Here is a 20,068-nt window from a genome sequence, read left to right as displayed (position 1 = left end):
AGAGGAGGAAGTGTCGATGATTTCTGAAACACACAAGTGGAAAGTAGCACAGAGAGCTTCCCCTCAGAAGCTCTCATCATCTAGAGGATTCTTTCAAATCGGTAAAGGTGTTCTTATAGGTTCTATCCTGCCTATTATTCTATTAGTAATTTGGGAAATCGCGGCTAGAACGGGACTTTTGGCTGCACACCTGTTGCCTGCACCAACCATCATTTTAGAAAAAATTATCAGTATGTATCAAGATGGATCGCTGTTCGGACATATCTCAATTACACTGACCCGCGTATTCTTAGGGTTTGCAATCGGGACCGTAGCGGCGGTTGTGATTGGTGCGATCGTTGGATATGCAAAAACAGCAGAACGTCTTTTAGATCCGTTGTTTCAGGCTATTCGTTCCATCCCTTCTCTGGCGTGGGTACCGCTATTTATCCTTTGGATGGGAATCGGAGAACCTTCGAAGATTTCGTTAATCGCAGTCGGTGTGTTTTTTCCGGTCTATCTAAATATTGTAGCAGGGATCCAAGGTGTAGACCGTAAGCTCATTGAGGTCGGAAGAATCTATCAACTATCCCCTTATCAACTAACCAAGCGCATCATATTGCCGGCTGCATTACCCTCATTTATTACGGGTATGCGCAGCGGGTTAGGGCTGGGTTGGATGTTTGTAGTAGCGGCAGAGCTCATGGGGGCGAGTGAAGGGCTAGGCTATCTGCTCGTGGTAGGTCAGAACACGTACTCACCTGATACGGTTATTGCAAGCATCTTGCTATTTGCAGTCTTAGGAAAGATAACGGATGCCGTTTTGAAATGGATCGAACATCGTTCATTAAAATGGCAAGACAGTATAACTAATCAAGGATAGAAGGAGGGGAAACAAATGCTGAAAGTGAAACGGTTAAAACGAACATTTAACCAAGATACTGCAGGATTTCAAGATATCAACCTTTCTGTAAAGGAAGGAGAAATCATAGGGATTCTAGGTACGAGTGGCTGTGGGAAAAGCACATTACTTCGCGTATTATCAGGGCTCGATCAACAGTATGAAGGTACAATTTCAATAGAAAATGGATCGAATAATCAGATTGGTATGATGTTTCAGGAACCCCGCCTTCTGCCGTGGTTGTCTGTAAAAAAGAACATTTCATTCGGACTGGAAAAAGAAGAGAGGAATACGGAAAAATATAAAACGTATCTGGATCTGGTAGGATTAACGGGTTTTGAGAACCATTTCCCGAAAGATTTATCAGGTGGTATGGCACAGCGTACAGCAATAGCAAGAGCGCTGATTACGGAACCGGAAATTCTATTATTAGACGAACCGTTCAGTGCGTTAGATGCTTTTACCAAAATGCAACTTCAAGATCTTCTATTATCCATATGGCAAAAAAAGAAAACGACGATGATTTTAGTGACCCATGATATTGATGAAGCGCTCTATCTTTGTGATCGAATATTCATCTTAAAAGGTCAGCCAGGTGAAGTATATAGCGAGATTGCAGTAGAGAAAGAAAAGCCGAGAACACGGGGAGACGGTTATCTCTCTAAACTAAAAGCTCACATCTTACATCTATTAAACGTTGAAAAGAAAGCAGCAGGTGAACAGCAATGACAAAACTAGCCACCATTCATCCATTCGGAGGCACACATAATATTTCAGAAGACCAGAGCGTTACAAGCTTTTCTTGGGATACTTTTATTAAAAGATTCGATAGACGAAGTGATGGGAAGACAAATATGGCTTATGAGTGTGTAGATCGTCATGTTGAAGAAGGGAGAGGAAAAAAAACAGCTCTTCATTATATAGACGATTCACAAGAAATAAAAATGAATTATAACGAGCTTAAGGACACGACAGATCAGTGGGCGGCAGTTTTGAAGAAGCATGGTGTTCAGAGTGGAGATTTCGTTTTTGTCTTCTTACCCAAACACCATCATTGTCATATCGCGATGTTAGCTGCTATTAAACTAGGAGCAATCGTGGGTCCTTTATTTGAAGCATTCATGTCGGACGCAATAAGAGACCGTATTAGTGACTGTAATGGAACGTTCTTAATTACAGATAAAGAGTTGTATAAGCGAGTACCAAGAGAAGAACTGCCAAGTCTTCACACGGTCTTTTTAACAGATGGTGAAGGAGAAAAGGGAGAAATCTCTATTCAAAAAGAGTTAAAGAATGTAGGAAACATTGAAAATCAGATTGAGTGGGTTGAACCTGAACATGGACTGAACATCCACTACACATCAGGTTCTACCGGAAAACCTAAAGGAATCATTCATGCTCATCGAGCGATGGTGCAGCAATATCTTACAGGCAGATGGGTGTTGGATATTCAAGAAGATGATGTGTATTGGTGCACGGCGCATCCGGGTTGGGTGACAGGGACGGTGTATGGCGTTTTTGCTCCATTACTAAACGGAGCTACCGTTGTTGTTCATGGCGGCCGATTTAAAGCAGAAACGTGGTATGACACTCTGCAAAAAACAGGTGTAACAGTTTGGTATAGCGCTCCAACAGCCTTTCGCATGTTGATGGCAAAAGGGAATCAGCTTCCAGAACACTATGATCTCTCTAAGCTTCGCCATATTTTAAGTGTAGGTGAACCATTGAACCCTGAAGTGATCTATTGGGGACAGAACGTGCTTGGAAAAAGAATTCATGATACGTGGTGGATGACGGAAACCGGGGCACAGCTTATTGTGAATCTTCCAACAGAGCCGATCAAGCCTGGTTCGATGGGAAAAGCATTTCCTGGCATAACCGCAACCGTGTTGGATGAAGAAGGGAATGAACTGCCTCCTTATGCTGTGGGTCATTTGGCAATCAAAGCACCATGGCCGGCAATCATGAAGGAAGTTTGGCAGAATCCTGAAAAATATAATTCGTATTTTAGCTGGGGTGAGTGGTACGTATCTGGTGACCTCGCTATAAAAGACGAGGATGGTTATATCTTTTTCCAAGGACGTTCAGATGACATGATTAATTCTTCCGGAGAACGGATCGGCCCATTTGAAGTTGAGAGCAAACTAATTGAACACAAGGCAGTTGCAGAAGCAGGAGTCATTGGCAAACCAGATCCCATTAGAGGGGAGATCGTGAAAGCGTTCATCGTTCTAAAAGATGGATATAGCGAAAGTAAAGAGCTTTTGGATGAAATCCGAATCTTTGTTCGAGGAGAACTAGCTGCACATGCGGCTCCTCGTGAGATCGAAATCGTAGAAGAACTTCCAAAAACAAAGATCAGCGGAAAAATATTGCGAAGAGAGCTGAAAGCCCGTGAGTTACAAAAACTTGCTTGAAACCTCTAGAAAGATAGGGAAGATCAGGATCGGTGATTTTGCTCTAGAGTCAGGAAAAGTAATTCCAAATGCGGAATTAGCTTTTGAGAAAACAGGCAACGCTAAAGGTCCTGTTGTCTTACTCTGCCACGCGTTAACTGGAAATCAGTATGCTTACGGATCAGAAGAAGATCCAGGTTGGTGGCGTGGATTAGTTGGTCCTGATCGATATGTGGATACAAACCAATTTCAAGTAATCACATTTAACGTACTTGGAGGATGCAACGGTTCAACTGGTCCAGCAAAGACGAATCCTGAAACGGGTGAAAACTATGGTAGATCATTTCCTTTTGTAACGGTAAGAGACATGGTTCGCGCTCAGCGTCAGGCACTTTGTATTTTAGGAATTCCAAGAGTTTATGCCGTTATGGGAGGATCACTTGGCGGTATGCAGGCACTAGAATGGGCTGTGCAGTTTCCGTACTTTTTAGAAAAAGTATTTATTTTTGCAGCAACTCCTTTCTTAAGTGATTATGGAGTCGCATTTAATAGACTCGCCCTTCACGCGATCGAAAACGATCCTGTCTATAAGAGTGGTAACTATAAAAGTGATGATAGACTTGTAGGTTTGGAGATCGCACGGATGGCAGGGCTATTAACGTACCGGCAACCTAAGCTATTTAATGAGAGATTCAATCGAGAGATCAAAGAAAAAGACGACGAAGGTAAGCCGTTCTTTCAAGTAGATTCATATCTTACGTATCAAGGAGAAAAGTTGACTAAGAGGTTTGATGTGGAGAGCTATGTTTCCCTTCTATACGCGATGAACGCCTTTGATATCGGGGATAAGCTAGGTGGATGGGAGCGGGCAGCATCACAAATTCAAGCTGAAGTATATGCGTTTGGTTATGAAGGAGATCTTCTATATCCACCAGAAGTGATTGAGAATTTCATAAAACATACTAGATTCGGAACCTACTATTCTATAGAAACAGACTTCGGTCATGATGGATTTTTAGTTGAATTTGATAAATGGGGACCACATGTGAGAGAAGCATTGAGACAAGAAGGGAGGCTGCAATATGGCACCTATTAAAGCAGCACTGCTAGGTTTTGGTACAGTTGGCCAAGGTGTATATGAAGCACTAAAAACACATAGAGAACAACTTCAAAATGTGCTTGGTAAAGAGGTAGTGATCGAAGGGATCTTAGTGAAGGATAGATCAAAAAAACGTGAATTGGATGAACATGTTTTAATAACGACTGATTTTGATGAGATCCTCAATATCGATGGATTAGAGGTTGTATTTGAAGCGATCGTAGGAGAAGAGCCAGGATTTACTTACTTAAGCCGTGCTCTTGATAAAGGCTGTCATGTGATCACCGCTAATAAAGTCATGTTTGCAAAACACGGAAGATCATTGCTTGATAAAGCGGAAGCGCTAGGTCGTTATGTTGGTTATGAAGCGACAACAGCAGGTGGAACACCGATCATTCGGAGCATCTCTCAGCTTCTTCAAGTAAATGAGATTCATGCAGTTGAAGCGATACTAAACGGCACATCCAACTATATTTTAACGAATATGAGGGAGAAAGGTCTTCCGTTTCATGACGTGTTAGTATCTGCGCAAGAATTGGGTTATGCAGAAGCTGACCCAGCAAGTGATATAGAAGGTCATGATGCATTTTACAAGCTAATGATTCTCAGCGAGTTATCGTTTGGTGAGACACCAAAATGGGAGGATGTAGAACGAAAAGGTATTACAGAAGTGACGAGGGAGCAAATTTCTGTATTTAAAGACTGGGGATATAAGGTGAAGCATTTGGCGCGGATCCGTCGTGACCGCGACCAATTCATTTCATCTGTAAAACCTGTATTAGTTGATGCAGATCATCCATTATATGGTGTGGAAGATGTTCAGAATGCGATTACGGTCGAAACGAGTCTCGCTGGAAAAGTTACGGTTCAAGGAGCAGGAGCAGGCAGACTTCCAACAGCAAGCGCTATGGTGGAGGACTTGACTTATGTGCTGCAACCTCAGCCTGTAACTCGAAAGAAAAAAACAGAACAACATGCTGATAACAATAGTGAAAGCACAGACTTTACTACAGTCGGAGAATATGTTGTCATCGGTTCATCTGTAAGCTTTCATGGAACAGATGACGTACAAATTTTAAAACAAGAAATAAAAGAAGAGCATGTTTTTCTTCTGATCGAGTGTCAAGTGAGTACAGCCACTTTATTAAAAGAAAATCCAGAGCTGGCTGTTTATGAGGTGGCGGGAAAGGAGAAAAACAAAAAGGTTGAACAAGAACAAAAGGATGTATTGTTGAAGAAAGTCACTAATTTATAGGATGAATGAAGTTTCTTCATCAAGTAGAATAGAGGAACATTGCAGACTGGGTCCTGCAATGTTTTTTAGTGGGCGGGTTTTATTATCGGTTATGTTGGTTTATAACGATTAATAATAAACCTTTATATAATAAGTAAATGCACTTAGATAGGAGCGATTAAACGTTTTCTTTAACATCATTAAATGTAATAAAAAATATTTCAAATTTAAACATTTATTTACAAATATCGTGTATAATCATTTTGTAACAATAACTTAATAAAGGGGTAATTGAAATGTCGATATTACAAAAACAAGGGATGACATCTGAGGAACTTCAACTTTTAAGTTCTGAAATGACTAAAAGACAAAAATCGAGTGGGACAACTTGGTTATTATGGTTATTTACGGGTGGTGTTGGTGGGCACCGATTCTACTTAGGGAAAACGGGAACTGCTGTAGCTATGCTTTTTACTTTAGGTGGGTTAGGGATATGGGCATTTATTGATTTGTTTTTAATTAATGGAATGGTTAAATCCACAAATGAAAAAATAGAAAATGAAATTCTTTCTGAAATTCGTTTATATAAACAAGCTCAAAAGAACTCTGAAGTTGCAGCTGCCAAAAACTAATTAAGCAGGTGGAAGTAATGCATACACAATTGGTTAAGAGTGAATTGACACTTGAAGAGTTAGCTTATTTAGAGTCAGAGATGTTAAAGAAATCTAAAAGTAAAGAAGCAGCTTGGGGACTGTGGGCAGGTCTTTCTTTCTTTGGTGGCCATCGATTTTTCACGGAAGATTACAAATATGCATCTGCAATGTTAACAACTACATTTATTCCGTTTATAGTTTTAATTTATATGATTTTTAATTCTTATTATAATGAGCCATTATTTTATATTTCTTTATTCTTATTAATTGGTTCTGTGATTTGGAGCTGGATTGATGCATTCTTTTTAAATAAAAGAGTAATTCAGTTAAATGATGGAATTGAACAAAACATACTAGATCAAATACAGCTTAATAGAACACGTAGTATTAGGCAGAAACTCTAGGATTCTATTTTAAAATATATAAAGACCTGCACTCAGAAGAGCGCAGGTCTTTTCTCTCTCTAATTTTTCTCTCTCTAGGTTCTCTCTCTGTTTTCATACGAGGGGTTGTTAAAGCAAAAGGTTTTAACGCAATTGATTACATCTGATGGTTCAGAACCGTTTCCACTCAGGAAACGAACTGATTAGCACCAGCCGTGTCCGCCGCCATAACCGCCACCGTAACCACCGCACCAACAGCACCCAACGATGATTAACAAGATAAATAGAACTACGATTAGAGCGAAGCTATTTCCGTAAGACTGATATCCCATTTAACCCACCTCCTTCTTTACAATGACAGAATATTAGAGGTACAAGTTAAAGGTTTGGGCGGAATTAGCCCATTTTTTCGGGACAAGAGCGGAAGCCTTATTTTTCAGGGGAAATACATTTACCAAAATGTGGTTTGCTGTATAATTACACTAAACTAACTAAGATTATCGACTATTAAACAAAACCATATTTGGAGCTGATAATATGTACGGTGTAATTGCTTATTTAAACAGTGAAACGGAACAAAAGATAGACGATCTAAGGAATGGACTTGAAAAAGAGGGAATAAAGGGTCATGGTATGCGGCCTCATGTAACCCTTGGCACACATCCAGATCTAGAAATTGAGTCTTTTAAAAGTTCGTTTCAGGAATACTTTAAAGATATTTCTACTGTGCCTCTTTTCTTTCCATCTCTAGCCATATTTTTAAAAAGTGGAACATTATATGCAGCTCCGACTAAAAACAGCGTGCTTACAGATTTTCATCAGCGCTATCATGAACAATTTAAGAACGATATAAACCAGCAATCTTTATACATTCCGGCTCACTGGGTGCCTCATTGCACGCTTGTAATGGACCTAACGCAGGATGACTTAGTGAAGGCGTTTGATTATTTTTCAAGAAACTTAGAGCCTTTTCATGCAAAGATTGACAGTGTTGCACTTATTCAACTAACGTATGAAGCAGATGTTTGTACAGATGTGAAAGATATTCTAACTGTGGAACTGAAAAAAGATGATGTGAATTGATATCGGATGACGTTTGAAAGTAGATACTGTATGGTTATACATATACTAGTCATACAGAAAGGAATTAGGGTACATGTGGAAAGAATTCAAAACATTTATTATGCGTGGCAACGTGATCGATCTTGCCATCGGTGTAATTATCGGAGCAGCTTTCAGTAAAATCGTCACTTCACTCGTTGAAGATGTGATTATGCCTCCGATTGGATTATTACTAGGTAAAGTGGATTTCAGCAATCTTTACATAAATTTAGGCAAAGGCGACTATGCCACCTTAGCAGATGCCCAAAAGGCTGGAGCAGCGACACTGAATTATGGATTATTTATTAACACGCTGATCAACTTTTTTATCATTGCGCTAGTCATATTCTTAGTAGTAAAGCAGATCAATCGTCTTAAAAAGAAAGAAGAAGTAAAGGCACCAGATACAAAAGAATGCAAATATTGTTTATCTACGATTCCGTTGAGAGCCGTTAAATGTCAAAACTGTACCGCAGATTTAAATGATGATGCTGTAGTAAGACAGTCCTCTGAGTAAGGGGGCTGTTTTTTGTATCATGATACATCTATTTCTGAAACGAGGTTGTGCTACAATTCTTACATAGAGAATCGTAAGAAATAAGGGTAGGTGAAACATGATGGATGCAGTTAAAATCTCTGTTCGGTCCCTAGTTGAATATGTCTACCGTTCGGGAAGTATCGATTCTGGCTTCAAGTCCACCTCATCCTTAGTGGAAGGAACGAAGGCTCATCAAACGATCCAAAAAACATATGAGGAGACGGATTTCGCAGAAGTATTTCTCCAAACGAGTTACCTTTATAAAAATCTTGAATATTGGATAGAAGGTCGATGTGATGGTCTCCTTTTGCGAAACGATACCGTCACGATCGATGAGATCAAATCCACTGCGCGAAATTTAAGTGAGATAACAGAAGATACATATCCTGTTCATTGGGCACAAGCAAAAGTCTATGCCTATATATACATGGAAAGAGAAGCTATAGATAAAGTTACGGTACAACTTACATATGTACATGTTGATTCTGGTGAGCAGAAGAAATTTCAAAAAGACGTTACGTTTACAGAGCTTGAGGATTTCATGCTCCAACTTGTTGAGTCTTATGCACCATTTGCTGAGCTGCGTCTATCTAACCAACAAAAAAGAAATATCAGTATTCGAGATCTTTCTTTTCCGTTTCCGTCATACCGAGATGGCCAGCGTAACTTTGCTGGTGCTATCTATAAAACAATTATGGATAAGAAGACTTTGTTTGCAAACGCGCCGACTGGAACAGGAAAAACAATCTCTACTCTTTTTCCAGCAGTCAAAGCGATCGGAGAAGAAAAAGCTGAAAAGATTTTTTACTTAACAGCTAAAACACTGAACCGAAAGAATGCAGAAGAAGCGCTCTTCTTGATGAAAGAGAAGGGCTTGTTTTTACAAAGTACGACCATCACAGCTAAAGACAAAGTTTGTTTCAAAGAAGAGACGCGTTGTGAACCCTCTTACTGTGAGTTTGCTGATGGATATTTCGACAGAATCAATGGAGCTGTTCTTGATATTTTGAAAAATGAGACGGTGATGGACCGTGAAGTCATCTCACAATACGCACAAAAGCATAGAGTTTGTCCGTTTGAGTTCTCTGTGGATCTTGCTTATGCATCAGATAGTGTAATCTGTGATTATAATTATGTCTTTGATCCTAGAGTCTCTTTCAAACGTTTATTTGAAGAACAAAAGAAGCGTACGGTGCTACTTATGGATGAGGCGCACAATCTTGTTGACAGAGCACGCGGCATGTATTCAGCTGAGATTTTGAAATCTTCATTCTTACAACTTGCACGTGATTATAAAGGAAAGCATGTTGGGATAGCAGATACGGCAAAGGCCGTTAACCACGAACTTCTTTTGATAAAAAAAGAACATGAAAACAAAGATGTTGCTGTTGTTGAATTGCAAGAAAAGCTTCTGGAGAGTTTAGAAGCTTTTTTAATACAGGCAGAGCAGCTTTTAGCCAGTGGCGATAGTAGTGAACAACTATTAGAGACTTTTTTTGAAGCGCTGCAATGGGTTAAGATTTCACAATTTTATGATGAACGATTCGTTACGTTCATCTCTACGTATAAAAGTGAAGTCAAAGTTCGCCTTTTTTGTATGGACCCTTCTCAGCTTCTTTTTCAAACAGGTAAAAAATACGGCTCACGCATTTATTTTTCAGCAACTCTCTCACCGCTTTCGTACTTTCGCGAGATGCTTGGAGGAGAGGAAGACGATTACACCATCCGGATGCCGTCACCTTACGAAAAAGAGCAGCTCGATGTTTTCGTTCAACCTCTGTCTACACGCTTTCGTGATCGGGAGAAAACGAAAGAACCTATAGTTGGTATGATTAAAGACTTGGTCGTAAACAGACCAGGAAACTATCTTGTTTTCTTTCCCTCCTATCGTTACATGACAGATATCTATGAACGAATGTTAGAAGAAGATCAAGACTTTTCTCTTATCGTTCAACATCCTGCCATGAAGGAAGAAGAGAGAGAGGCATTTTTAACTCATTATGAATCTGTAGGCGAGAAATCGCTTGTCGGGCTTGCCGTCATGGGTGGCATCTTTTCTGAAGGGATCGATCTTAAAGGAGATAAGCTTACAGGTGCTGTTATCATTGGCGTCGGTTTGCCTCAAGTAGGGTTAGAGCGTGATACGATGAAAGATTATTTTCAGCGAGCAGGCAAGAATGGTTACGACTTCGCATATGTGTATCCAGGCATGAATAAAGTGCTGCAGGCAGGTGGGCGTGTGATTCGGTCAGAGGAGGATCGAGGTACGCTTGTTTTAGTGGATGACCGTTTTCTAACAAAAAAGTACGTGGAGATGCTGCCAGAAGAGTGGCGGGATTTTGTGGTGTTGGATCGGTCGTTTAGGTAAGTTGTATCGTGTGTGTTTTGTCGAAAAGTCTATAAAAGAATTTGAAGGACTATAAAGTGATCTGAAGGCCCAAAAATAGATTTGAAGGCCCATAACATTTTCTGAAGGCCCATAAATTAAAAATTAGGGCCTATAAACGACAACCAAACAATCTACACACACACCTTAAGCCATTAAAAAACACTTGGAGATGTGACTCCAAGTGTTTGTCTTTTATTTTCGAAACAAACCTGCATTCAAAAAGGGCAATCCGAATGTATCAGCCGGCTGCGACATTTCCTTCATCTTGCGTAATTCAATCTCTTCAAAAGCAGAGAAGACTTCCCGCATCCGTTCAAACGAGTATCCTAGTCCACCTTGCATCAAACGGTTTTTGTACACATCCATGTCAGGTATATCGAGTCCCATGCCGACTGCATCAAAGCACGTAATCGCGAAATGGCCGCCTTCTTTTAAACAGTTGTTTAAGAGATTTAAATAACTCACACGGCGATGAGGCGGGACATGATGGAAGCAGCCAGAATCATAGATCAGGTCATACTCCATATGTGGTAGATCCATCTCGAAGATACTTCCTTGAATAAATTTCACATCGACGCCTTTCTCCTTAGCGCGTTCACGAGCCCAATCCAATCCTTCGCTTGAGAGATCTACAGCATCAACGTGAAAGCCGAGCTGAGCTAAAAAGATGGCATTACGGCCAGGACCACATCCTAGTTCTAATACACGTCCAGGCTTAATAAAACCACGCTCAATATAGTTCACAAGATTTTCATCGGGTGCGTACACAAAAAAAGGAACCTTCTTCTTTCTGTCTTCATAAAAGGAGTTCCAGAACGCTCCCTCATCACGTAAAAGAGAATCGAGCATGTGATAAACGTGTTCATTTTTTGTAATCAAACTTGTCAAATGACCATCCGCCTTTCTCATTTTAAAATGAGCTATGACTGACTGAGTTGTAAACCTCTATTTTACCAGAAATAGGCTATAATAGGGTTGTTTAGAATAAAAAAGAGGGGTGAAAAGATGGTTAAAACTGTGGTATCAGAAGGTCTAATGCTCAAGAAAGCGGGTCCGGAAGAAGTTAAAGGAATAGCCCGAGTTTGCTCTGAAGGATGGCGGGCAACATATGGGTATTTAGAAGATGATACGTATGTGAATGGTGTAATTGAAGATTATTATAACGAAGACAGAATACTAAAAGAAGTAACTGAGTTCAGCGAAAGCTGGCACGGATACTTTGTGGCGAAAGAAAATGGAGAAGTGGTAGGTGCGATCGGCGGTGGGACGATCAGTGAGCAAACAGGTGAAATTTTTGTGTTTTATATGGATCCAAACAAGAGGAACAAAGGGATTGGAACAAAACTGTTAAACTATTACACAAACTATCAAAAGAATTTAGGTATTAAAGAACAATGGCTATCCGCACAAAAGGATAACGAAAAAGGCATTCCTTTTTATGAAGCAAAAGGGTTTGTAAAACAGTCAGAAAAGAGGAGTGAAGGAAGCGAAAAACACTTGTCTATTCGATATATGCGAGAAATTTAAGAGCCCCTCAAGCAGAGGAGCTTTTTTTGTACGGATTCTCTTTCGAAGCAATGCTGTATTTAATCTACGATCACTTTCTTTCGTAAAAGCAAGGATTGAAAGTTCATACCTATACCTCGTCCAGCTTCTGAAACAATGTGGAAATCGAGTACGTCAAATAGAGGAGCTACCACTTTAAGTAAATCTTCATTTGTATAAAATGAGAAGAAACGCTTTGGAATATACGAATCTTCCTGCCACACGCCCTCAGAATCTTTACCGCCGTAAACACCCATGTAAAACAAACCATCCTCTGATAAAACAGTATGAATGTTTTTAAGAACAGCAGGCAGGCTGACTTTTGGAACGTGAAGAAGCGTGTTCATCGCCCATACGGCATCAAAGGATTCAGCATCAAAATGTAGTGCGTAGTAATCCATTACTTCTGCCTTTAAACCTTTTGCACGGCACGTTTCTACCATGTTAGGAGAGAGGTCGATACACGTCACGTCCAAGTGATGTTGAGATAAGTATTTTCCGTGCTGACCTGATCCTGCTCCAATATCGAGAACAGTATGTTGGTGAGCCTTTGGATTAGATGCAAGAGCCGCAATAAAGGCTTTTAGTTCATCGGTTTTCCAACTCTGAATCACTGATTGATCACGTGAGTCTGCTTGCTCGTTGTAGCTTGCTTTCAGACTTTCTTTTAATAAAAGATCCATGGTGTTCTCTCCCTTATCTTTATCTGAAAAATAGGTACTCTAAGCAAATACTGTATATATTATAGCGAAAGAATGGCAAGAGGTAAATTTAGAAATGCATGAATATTCCGCAAACGAAAGCCCTTACATCACTCTGAGACCTCATAGAATCTAACACATAGTAATAAAGTAGTGTTCTAAATGTCCCCTTGAAACCGATTGGTAGAGAAGGTAGAATGTGAAGAAATTTAAATTTTTCTGAAAATTCATAAAGAAAGGAAGGGTATCCATGGCACGTTCCGCACTAAAAGCAGTACCTTCACCACATTCACCAGATCCACGTAACAAAAACAAAAATATTTTTTATAAAGCGTTGGACTGGGTAGAGAAGAACGGAAATAAACTACCGGATGTTCTTACTTTGTTTGTCATCATCACGGCCGTTATCTTGCTAGGTTCATTCATAGCAGGAGTAGCAGGTTGGAGTGCTGTGAATCCGGCCAATAATGAAAAAATCACAGCAGTCAATCTACTGAACGAAGAAGGAATCATAAGGATGCTGAGTGAACTTGTCAGTAACTTTGTGAACTTCCCACCGCTCGGTCTCGTGCTCGTGGTTATGCTTGGAGTCGGTCTAGCTGAATCAACAGGATTGATCTCAGCCTTTATGCGAAGAGTTGTATTAGCGTCACCTAAAGCACTTATCTTACCGATCATCATTTTCATTGGAATCGTAGGAAACGCAGCTGCTGATGCTGCTTTAATCGTACTTCCTCCTGTTGCAGCCATGGTGTTTCTCACGCTTGGTCGTCATCCGATCGCTGGGCTTGCAGCAGCTTATGCAGCAGTTGCTGGCGGATTCAGTGCAAATATTATTATCAGTATGCTTGATGTGATGCTTGCTGGATTCACAGAATCTGCCGCTCACCTCCAAGATAAAACATATACAGCAAACCCTGCTATGAATTACTACTTCATGCTTGCTTCTACCTTTGTGTTGTTACCAGTAGCCGTTTGGGTAACGACAAAGATCGTAGAACCCCGTCTTGGTGAATACCAAGTTCCTGAAGATCTTGAAGTGAAGAAACAAGCTCTAACTTCTGAAGAGAAAAGGGGGTTAAAATGGGCAACGATCTCACTATTCATCTACACAACTATCATTCTACTCGTGACCATTCCAAAGGGCGCTATGCTTCGCCATGCGAAAACAGGCGAACTTATCGATTCTCCTTTTATGGATTCCTTGGTTCCGATCATGCTCCTTTTCTTCTTCATTCCAGCCATGGCTTATGGATTTGGTTCTAAGGTCTTAAAAAACGATAAAGATGTAGCCAATCATTTAACAAAAGCAATGAGTGGTATGGGGTACTATATTGTGCTTGCTTTTATTGCAGCCCAGATGATCGCCTATTTTAGTTGGAGTAACTTAGGGTCGATCATTGCAATTACGGGAGCTGACTTCTTAAAAGAATCAGGATTTACAGGACTTCCATTATTGATCGCGTTTATTCTTTTTACAGCGCTAGTAAACTTACTCATCGCTAGTTCTTCGGCAAAATGGGCTATATTAGGACCGGTATTTGTTCCGATGTTCGTGGCTTTAGATTATAGTCCAGCTTTTACACAAATGGCATATAGGATCGGGGATTCGATCACGAATACGATCACTCCGATGCTTGCCTATTTTGCTATTCTGCTAACGTTTGCGAAAAAGTTTGATAAGAGTATGGGGATGGGGACTTTAATATCCTCCTTACTGCCTTACACGATCGCTTATACGATTTTTTGGTGTCTTTTATTTACTGTCTGGTACGTGCTAGGACTTCCGCTAGGACCTGGCGAATATATAAAAATGTAGATGATAAGAGGAGTGAACAGGAATGGAACAATTATTTAGCCGTCTGGCAAACTATCAAGATGAAATGGTGGAGATACGCAGACATCTTCACCAAAATCCAGAACTGTCATTTGAAGAAGTTGAAACACCAGCCTTTATTGCATCGTATCATGAGGCATTAGGTTTAGAGGTGCGAACTGGGGTAGGTGGTCGAGGTGTTGTCGCGAAGTTAAAAGGTGGAAAGCCTGGTAAAACAGTGGCACTTCGAGCTGATTTTGATGCACTTCCGATTCAGGAAGAAAATGATTCTCCATACAAATCGAAAGTGCCTGGTGTTATGCATGCGTGTGGGCATGACGGTCACACAGCATCGCTACTCGTACTCGCAAAAGTTCTAACAGAGCTTAAGGAAGAAGTGGAAGGGACGATCGTATTTATCCATCAGCACGCTGAGGAGCTCGCCCCTGGTGGAGCGATTTCCATGATTGAAGACGGTTGCCTAGATGGCGTGGATGTGATCTATGGAACACATCTTTGGGCAACGATGCCAACTGGAACAATCGGTTATCGAACTGGCCCAGTAATGGCTGCAGCCGATTCGTTCACGATAAAAGTTCAAGGAAAAGGGGGTCACGGTGCACAGCCTCATAAAACAAAAGACAGCATTGTTATTGGAGCCCAGCTTGTTTCAAACCTTCAGCAGATCGTGAGCCGCAGAGTTAATCCACTAGATGCAGCTGTCGTATCGGTAGGTGCGTTTGAAGCGAAGAATGCGTTCAACGTTATCGCTGATACAGCAAAGCTAACAGGAACGGTTCGCACATTTAAGGAAGAAGTACGAGTTGCCATCGAGCAAGAGATCGACCGCATTGCAAAAGGTACGTGTCTTGCATCAGATGCTTCCTATGAGTATGTATTTAAACGAGGATATCCGGCGGTTGTAAACCATAAAGATGACACAGAGTTTGTTGTTGATGTAGCAAGAAAAGTGCCAGGTGTTCTAGAACTTGAAGAAATCGAACCGCAAATGGGTGGAGAAGATTATTCCTACTACTTAGAGAGAGTGCCAGGCACGTTCTTTTTTACAGGAGCTCTAGATGATTCTTGGGAAGAGGTCTATCCACATCATCATCCGAAATTCAAGATCAATGAAGATGCTTTACTGGTTGCAGCAAGTCTATTAGGGGCTGCAACACTTTCCTATCTAAAACAAGATTCTTCAAGAAAAGTTTTGAGCTAACAAAATAAAATCATGAAAAAGCTCCCTTACGCGAGGGAGCTTTTTTATATTTGTGGATTATTCCCAACAGCTGTCAGGAGCAGTTCCACCAGGAATTTCACCAGGATTTCCGCCGGAATCATCTCCATTAGATTTCTTGGATTTCTTACAAGACTTTTTAGACTTTACAGCAGGAGCTTTCTTAGACTTCTTACGTTTAAGACCATCACCTAAAAGAGAGCGTAAAGTTTCAACAGTGCCAGCTTCAGTGCCGTTTTCAGCAGTCACTTCAGCTTCTGTCTCTGTGCCGTTCGCACCTAGAGTATTCAATGCTTCTAATAGTTCTTTTCTTTTTTTACCCAATCGTATCACCCCCACTATTACTATATGAAATGCTAGAAAGAGTGCTTGTACGAAACACTATTTTTAAGAGAAAGAAGCGTCTAAATTCGTTGTATAAAAGTAATAAAGTATTGATATTTGTATGGGTATCATTTTATAATAAATGTGTAAAATTACACTATTATTAGAGGGTGACGGAGTGAAAGGAAAATATTTGTTAATTGGAATTTCATTATATGGGCTCGCTTTTTATGCGAGTACATCTATCCATTCCCATCAACAGAAAACAGTCGTTGTAGAAGACGCCGGAAAGCTTTTGCCTACAAAGATGAAAGAGGTCAAGAGCACGCAATCTACGGAGGAGCTGCAAAATTGGGTGACAAAAGAAAAAACGATCTCAATCGCTGGAATGCAACATAGTCAGGGTGGGCATACGGTCTATCCAAATGGAACGCTGCTTGATATGAAAAGTTATAACGAGATCCTGGACTTCAACCCAAAAGAAAAAACAATAACGGTTCAAAGTGGTGTGACATGGGCTGATATTCAGAAGAAGATTAATCCGTACGGTCTATCCATTCAAGTTATGCAGTCACAAAATATATTTACTGTTGGTGGCGCCCTTAGTGTCAACGTTCACGGACGGGATATCAGATATGGTTCTCTAATCGATACTGTGGATTCTTTTCGCTTGTTAAAACCAGATGGAGAAATCATTTCTGTGAGTCGTGATGAGAACAGTGAATATTTTTCATATGTAATAGGTGGTTACGGTCTTTTTGGGGTCATACTCGATGTCACACTGCAATTGGCTGAAGATGAATTGTACAAACAACGCATTTCCACAATGGATTACAGCGTATATGAAGAACATTTTAAGAATAACGTCGAAAACGATGAGAAGGTGAAGATGCACCTTGCTCGTTTATCTGTTGCACCTAATACCTTTTTAAAAGAAATGTATGTGACGGACTATGTATTAGCGGTTGACCAAAAAAAGTTAACTAGCTATTCGAAGTTAAATGAAGAAGAAAAAGTGGCACTTCCAAAGTTCATGTTAGGCATGTCTCGTTATAGTGACTGGGGAAAAGATGTATTTTGGGAGACGCAAAAGAAACACTTTCAAAATAGCAATGGTAGCTACCAATCAAGAAATAACGTAATGAGATCAGACAGTACGTTTATGGAATATGAAAATGCCAATCGAACAGAAGTGTTACAAGAGTATTTTGTTCCTGTTGATGAGTTTACTACTTATATTGATGATCTTAGAAAGGTGTTAGAAAAAGAGGATCTGAACCTGTTAAACATCACGATTCGGTACGTCGAGCATGATGAGGATGCCGTGTTGTCTTATGCGAAGGATGATATGTTTGCGCTTGTGTTATTGATTAATCAAGGCCGTTCAGAAAAAGAGATAAGAAGAACCGAGAAGATCATTCAGAAGATGATTGACGTAACGCTAGATCACGATGGAAGCTATTACTTACCTTATTATTCATATCCGACAAAGAAACAACTAAAACAAGCATATCCCCGTATCGATGAGTTCTTTCAGAAAAAGCGGGAACTCGATCCCGATGAGCGATTCAAAAATCTTTTCTATGAGGTGTATGCACAATGAATTATCGTACATTTGTAACAGCACAAAGCCTTTTAATGACAGCAAGCTCGATGGTCTTTCCCTTTTACCTGCTTCTCATTCGTAACATCGGTGACAGCTACTCGCAGTTCGGTTTAGCATATGGATTGTTTGCATTGACCGCCGCGCTTGTTCATCCTATCATTGGCAGACTCTCTGATCGACTAGGTGACCGTACCTTCATTCTGATACATACATGGGGTATGGCTGGAATCATGCTGATAATACCGATCATTGAAACCGTATCTGCTCTTTATCTCGTCCAAATTGTAATGGGTATTCTAGGTGCCGTACAAAAAACTTCGGAGAAAACTGTTTTGGCTAGGAAGTCGCATGGTGTGCAGGCTGGCCAAAAGATAGGAAGCTATCACCTTTGGACAAGTGTATGGGGAGCGATTGCGGTCATGTTAACAGGGTATCTTATCGATTTTTTGACGATCGGAAGTTTATTCTATATCGCATCAATTCTATACATGATCTCTGGCTTACTTATTTTAAAGTCAGCAGCCGTGCCACTTAGGGTTCAACGAAAAAAGCCTGTACAGTTCTAGCTGACGGGCTTTATGTGTACATTTGATAAAGAATCCAAGTGATGACCAAACACTGTAGGGCAAGAACGATCATTCTTCTTGCAGGGTATCTAACGCCATTGCTTAGTATTCTAGTAAATAATGCTTCAAATAAGAGAACAATTAAAAATGTATAAATAAAGCCAAGAAGCAGTTCTTCCATTCCTCCACCTACTTTATTCGTTCTGCTGTTAAAGCCAAGTCATCCTTCTTCGTCAAACCATTTAAGATGGGTCCTCGTCTTTTTTGCCTCTTCTCCAATACTTTTGAATGAAGTTTCTTACAATATCTTTTCCTGCTAATAGAGCACCGAGCCAGAAGAAAACTTCTCCGCCGATAAATAATCCACTCACGATGGCTGTTTTAACACCTGCACTAAATGATAAGAAGGGTATGACCGGTATTAGGATCCACAAAACAAACGAAAGTATAATAAAAGTAACGCCGATTTTCTTTTTCAAAGCAATCTCCTCCATAGCTAGTCACACGTAATACGAAAACAACGAGATAAAGTTTCCACCTTATTATTCTACCAAACTATTAGAAAAAAATTCCATATTGTATTTAATTATTAACTGGATGGTATTACCAGTGAACTCATAGTTGAAAATGTTTCCAAGTTTGGATAATGTTAAGGGGAAACTGGTGTAAAAGGGTGGGGGTAATCTTGACAAAAGAACTCGTATATCAGAGCAGAGATAAAGAGGTTGAAGTATTCGAAGATGAATTTGGAAGTATCACGTTAAAAGAGAGCCCTTATGAAGCTGCTGTCATGGTCGCTCTAGAGAACGATTCTCTCATATTGATCAGCCAATATCGACCTGCAGTAGATCAAGTTATCATTCAACTACCAGGTGGTGGAATGAATGAAAATGAAGATGCGATGGAAGCTGCAAAACGAGAGTTGCTTGAAGAAACGGGTATCGTGTGTGGAGAAACGGTTTTCCTAGGAAGTATCCAGCCTAGTGCGTGTTTGAGTAATACGGTTACTCATGTTTATTTTACAAAAGATATTGTGGAATACAGATCTCAAATGCTTGAGAAAAAGGAAGCGACGATTCAAGCCTTTCACATTCCTGTAGATCGAGCATTTCGTAATATTGAGCAAGGGCTTTGGAAAGATAGTGAACTGGCACACGGATTACTATTAGCTAGGTTGAAAGGGTGGATCTAAGGTGGGTTGTTTAGGATGTGAATTGGCGAACAAAGAATTACCGATACATACAGTGTATGAAGATGACTGGGTGACATGTTTTTTAGACATTGATCCTTTTAACGAAGGACACACGTTAATTGTTCCGAAAAGACATGTGAAGGAATTGACTGAGCTAACAAATGAAGAAATGAACGCTGTGATGGATGCTGCAAAATACATATCGAAAAAGCTAGAGAGTTGTTTTAACCCTGATGGGATTACGATCAACCAAAATGGGGGAAAGTTTAGTGATCTTACTCACTTTCACATGCATGTGATTCCAAGGTATGAAAACGATGGATTCACGTGGAGTGAATCTATGATCTTGGATAATGCTCATGAACGTTTAGAAGAAACGGCAGGTAAACTTCAAAGAGTATAATG

At 40.2% G+C, this 20,068-nt stretch carries 22 protein-coding genes; 17 read left to right on the top strand and 5 right to left on the bottom strand.

All coding sequences use genetic code 11. The features are described from left to right. Positions 1 to 16 precede the first annotated feature (16 nt). The 7 genes from ACFS5O_RS19965 to ACFS5O_RS19935 all read left to right on the top strand — a co-directional run bounded on the left by ACFS5O_RS19965 (position 17) and on the right by ACFS5O_RS19935 (position 6,666). A complete protein-coding gene (locus ACFS5O_RS19965) occupies positions 17 to 862 on the top strand; it encodes an ABC transporter permease (RefSeq protein WP_205724178.1) in 846 nt (281 codons plus the stop codon). 15 nt (positions 863 to 877) lie between these two features. Further along, on the top strand, positions 878 to 1,609 hold the full coding sequence (locus ACFS5O_RS19960; protein WP_205724179.1) for an ABC transporter ATP-binding protein: 732 nt from the start codon (positions 878 to 880) through the stop codon (positions 1,607 to 1,609). Beyond that, the gene (gene acsA, locus ACFS5O_RS19955) at positions 1,606 to 3,297 is read left to right on the top strand and encodes an acetate--CoA ligase (RefSeq protein WP_205724180.1); all 1,692 of its coding nucleotides are present in this window, start codon (positions 1,606 to 1,608) and stop codon (positions 3,295 to 3,297) included. Before ACFS5O_RS19960 ends, acsA begins: the two co-directional genes overlap by 4 nt. Next, a complete protein-coding gene (gene metX, locus ACFS5O_RS19950; protein WP_318300050.1) occupies positions 3,275 to 4,372 on the top strand; it encodes a homoserine O-acetyltransferase MetX in 1,098 nt (365 codons plus the stop codon). The genes acsA and metX overlap by 23 nt, the downstream gene beginning before the upstream one ends. Further along, on the top strand, positions 4,359 to 5,630 hold the full coding sequence (locus ACFS5O_RS19945; protein ID WP_205724181.1) for a homoserine dehydrogenase: 1,272 nt from the start codon (positions 4,359 to 4,361) through the stop codon (positions 5,628 to 5,630). Before metX ends, ACFS5O_RS19945 begins: the two co-directional genes overlap by 14 nt. A gap of 275 nt (positions 5,631 to 5,905) precedes the next feature. Beyond that, entirely contained in the window at positions 5,906 to 6,241 is a 336-nt protein-coding gene (locus ACFS5O_RS19940) for a TM2 domain-containing protein (protein ID WP_205724182.1), read from the top strand. 17 nt (positions 6,242 to 6,258) lie between these two features. Next, on the top strand, positions 6,259 to 6,666 hold the full coding sequence (locus tag ACFS5O_RS19935) for a TM2 domain-containing protein (RefSeq protein ID WP_205724183.1): 408 nt from the start codon (positions 6,259 to 6,261) through the stop codon (positions 6,664 to 6,666). A gap of 182 nt (positions 6,667 to 6,848) precedes the next feature. On the opposite strand, the gene ACFS5O_RS19930 is transcribed toward ACFS5O_RS19935, so the two are convergent. Then, positions 6,849 to 6,977 (bottom strand): YjcZ family sporulation protein, encoded by a 129-nt coding sequence (locus ACFS5O_RS19930; RefSeq protein WP_205724184.1) that lies wholly within the window; start codon positions 6,975 to 6,977, stop codon positions 6,849 to 6,851. Between the two features lie 205 nt (positions 6,978 to 7,182). Between ACFS5O_RS19930 and ACFS5O_RS19925 the strand changes: the two genes are divergently transcribed. From ACFS5O_RS19925 to ACFS5O_RS19915, 3 genes are all read left to right on the top strand, one after another. Next, positions 7,183 to 7,728: a 2'-5' RNA ligase family protein gene (locus ACFS5O_RS19925; RefSeq protein WP_205724185.1), complete on the top strand. Its 546-nt coding sequence runs from the start codon at positions 7,183 to 7,185 to the stop codon at positions 7,726 to 7,728. Positions 7,729 to 7,801: 73 nt separating this feature from the next. Continuing rightward, positions 7,802 to 8,263, top strand: coding sequence for a large conductance mechanosensitive channel protein MscL (gene mscL, locus ACFS5O_RS19920; RefSeq protein ID WP_205724186.1), 462 nt, complete (start codon positions 7,802 to 7,804; stop codon positions 8,261 to 8,263). 100 nt (positions 8,264 to 8,363) lie between these two features. Continuing rightward, entirely contained in the window at positions 8,364 to 10,652 is a 2,289-nt protein-coding gene (locus ACFS5O_RS19915; protein WP_318300051.1) for an ATP-dependent DNA helicase, read from the top strand. 213 nt (positions 10,653 to 10,865) lie between these two features. Here the strand turns inward: ACFS5O_RS19915 and ACFS5O_RS19910 are convergent, their stop codons facing one another. Beyond that, positions 10,866 to 11,522, bottom strand: a complete 657-nt coding sequence (locus ACFS5O_RS19910; protein ID WP_205724214.1) for a class I SAM-dependent methyltransferase — start codon at positions 11,520 to 11,522, stop codon at positions 10,866 to 10,868. Positions 11,523 to 11,678: 156 nt separating this feature from the next. Here ACFS5O_RS19910 and ACFS5O_RS19905 point away from each other — a divergent pair, with 156 nt between their 5' ends. Continuing rightward, complete coding sequence (locus tag ACFS5O_RS19905; protein WP_205724188.1) at positions 11,679 to 12,200, top strand: GNAT family N-acetyltransferase; 522 nt, start codon at positions 11,679 to 11,681, stop codon at positions 12,198 to 12,200. A 59-nt stretch (positions 12,201 to 12,259) separates the two neighbouring features. On the opposite strand, the gene ACFS5O_RS19900 is transcribed toward ACFS5O_RS19905, so the two are convergent. Further along, positions 12,260 to 12,901: a class I SAM-dependent methyltransferase gene (locus ACFS5O_RS19900; RefSeq protein WP_205724189.1), complete on the bottom strand. Its 642-nt coding sequence runs from the start codon at positions 12,899 to 12,901 to the stop codon at positions 12,260 to 12,262. Between the two features lie 268 nt (positions 12,902 to 13,169). Here ACFS5O_RS19900 and ACFS5O_RS19895 point away from each other — a divergent pair, with 268 nt between their 5' ends. Beyond that, on the top strand, positions 13,170 to 14,738 hold the full coding sequence (locus tag ACFS5O_RS19895) for an AbgT family transporter (protein ID WP_205724190.1): 1,569 nt from the start codon (positions 13,170 to 13,172) through the stop codon (positions 14,736 to 14,738). 22 nt (positions 14,739 to 14,760) lie between these two features. After that, positions 14,761 to 15,957 carry a M20 family metallopeptidase gene (locus ACFS5O_RS19890; RefSeq protein WP_205724191.1) on the top strand — a complete coding sequence of 399 codons (1,197 nt, stop codon included), beginning with the start codon at positions 14,761 to 14,763 and terminating at the stop codon, positions 15,955 to 15,957. 57 nt (positions 15,958 to 16,014) lie between these two features. On the opposite strand, the gene ACFS5O_RS19885 is transcribed toward ACFS5O_RS19890, so the two are convergent. Then, the gene (locus ACFS5O_RS19885) at positions 16,015 to 16,299 is read right to left on the bottom strand and encodes a hypothetical protein (RefSeq protein ID WP_205724192.1); all 285 of its coding nucleotides are present in this window, start codon (positions 16,297 to 16,299) and stop codon (positions 16,015 to 16,017) included. A 142-nt stretch (positions 16,300 to 16,441) separates the two neighbouring features. On the opposite strand from ACFS5O_RS19885, the gene ACFS5O_RS19880 reads away from it, so the two are divergent. Both ACFS5O_RS19880 and ACFS5O_RS19875 read left to right on the top strand, forming a co-directional pair. Then, positions 16,442 to 17,902, top strand: coding sequence for an FAD-binding protein (locus ACFS5O_RS19880; protein WP_205724193.1), 1,461 nt, complete (start codon positions 16,442 to 16,444; stop codon positions 17,900 to 17,902). Beyond that, positions 17,899 to 18,471 (top strand): MFS transporter, encoded by a 573-nt coding sequence (locus ACFS5O_RS19875; protein ID WP_205724194.1) that lies wholly within the window; start codon positions 17,899 to 17,901, stop codon positions 18,469 to 18,471. Before ACFS5O_RS19880 ends, ACFS5O_RS19875 begins: the two co-directional genes overlap by 4 nt. 242 nt (positions 18,472 to 18,713) lie before the next feature. Here ACFS5O_RS19875 and ACFS5O_RS19870 read toward each other — a convergent pair whose 3' ends face one another. Next, positions 18,714 to 18,950, bottom strand: a complete 237-nt coding sequence (locus tag ACFS5O_RS19870) for a transporter suffix domain-containing protein (RefSeq protein ID WP_205724195.1) — start codon at positions 18,948 to 18,950, stop codon at positions 18,714 to 18,716. A gap of 206 nt (positions 18,951 to 19,156) precedes the next feature. Between ACFS5O_RS19870 and ACFS5O_RS19865 the strand changes: the two genes are divergently transcribed. Together ACFS5O_RS19865 and ACFS5O_RS19860 are read left to right on the top strand one after the other, a co-directional pair. Continuing rightward, a complete protein-coding gene (locus ACFS5O_RS19865) occupies positions 19,157 to 19,663 on the top strand; it encodes an NUDIX hydrolase (RefSeq protein WP_205724196.1) in 507 nt (168 codons plus the stop codon). 1 nt (position 19,664) lies between these two features. Beyond that, the gene (locus ACFS5O_RS19860; RefSeq protein ID WP_205724197.1) at positions 19,665 to 20,066 is read left to right on the top strand and encodes an HIT family protein; all 402 of its coding nucleotides are present in this window, start codon (positions 19,665 to 19,667) and stop codon (positions 20,064 to 20,066) included. The last annotated feature ends 2 nt before the right edge of the window (positions 20,067 to 20,068 follow it).

Source organism: Fictibacillus nanhaiensis, from assembly GCF_042686385.1.
GTDB lineage: Bacteria > Bacillota > Bacilli > Bacillales > Fictibacillaceae > Fictibacillus > Fictibacillus nanhaiensis.
This window is presented reverse-complemented; position numbering and strand designations above follow the sequence as displayed.

Coding starts and splice junctions, on each gene's coding strand:
- ACFS5O_RS19965 (WP_205724178.1), top strand. CDS start 17: ATGATTTCTGAAACACACAAGTGGAAAGTAGCACAGAGAGCTTCCCCT.
- ACFS5O_RS19960 (WP_205724179.1), top strand. CDS start 878: ATGCTGAAAGTGAAACGGTTAAAACGAACATTTAACCAAGATACTGCA.
- acsA (WP_205724180.1), top strand. CDS start 1,606: ATGACAAAACTAGCCACCATTCATCCATTCGGAGGCACACATAATATT.
- ACFS5O_RS19945 (WP_205724181.1), top strand. CDS start 4,359: ATGGCACCTATTAAAGCAGCACTGCTAGGTTTTGGTACAGTTGGCCAA.
- ACFS5O_RS19940 (WP_205724182.1), top strand. CDS start 5,906: ATGTCGATATTACAAAAACAAGGGATGACATCTGAGGAACTTCAACTT.
- ACFS5O_RS19935 (WP_205724183.1), top strand. CDS start 6,259: ATGCATACACAATTGGTTAAGAGTGAATTGACACTTGAAGAGTTAGCT.
- ACFS5O_RS19930 (WP_205724184.1), bottom strand. CDS start 6,977: ATGGGATATCAGTCTTACGGAAATAGCTTCGCTCTAATCGTAGTTCTA.
- ACFS5O_RS19925 (WP_205724185.1), top strand. CDS start 7,183: ATGTACGGTGTAATTGCTTATTTAAACAGTGAAACGGAACAAAAGATA.
- mscL (WP_205724186.1), top strand. CDS start 7,802: ATGTGGAAAGAATTCAAAACATTTATTATGCGTGGCAACGTGATCGAT.
- ACFS5O_RS19915 (WP_318300051.1), top strand. CDS start 8,364: ATGGATGCAGTTAAAATCTCTGTTCGGTCCCTAGTTGAATATGTCTAC.
- ACFS5O_RS19910 (WP_205724214.1), bottom strand. CDS start 11,522: ATGCTCGATTCTCTTTTACGTGATGAGGGAGCGTTCTGGAACTCCTTT.
- ACFS5O_RS19905 (WP_205724188.1), top strand. CDS start 11,679: ATGGTTAAAACTGTGGTATCAGAAGGTCTAATGCTCAAGAAAGCGGGT.
- ACFS5O_RS19900 (WP_205724189.1), bottom strand. CDS start 12,901: ATGGATCTTTTATTAAAAGAAAGTCTGAAAGCAAGCTACAACGAGCAA.
- ACFS5O_RS19895 (WP_205724190.1), top strand. CDS start 13,170: ATGGCACGTTCCGCACTAAAAGCAGTACCTTCACCACATTCACCAGAT.
- ACFS5O_RS19890 (WP_205724191.1), top strand. CDS start 14,761: ATGGAACAATTATTTAGCCGTCTGGCAAACTATCAAGATGAAATGGTG.
- ACFS5O_RS19880 (WP_205724193.1), top strand. CDS start 16,442: ATGTGTAAAATTACACTATTATTAGAGGGTGACGGAGTGAAAGGAAAA.
- ACFS5O_RS19875 (WP_205724194.1), top strand. CDS start 17,899: ATGAATTATCGTACATTTGTAACAGCACAAAGCCTTTTAATGACAGCA.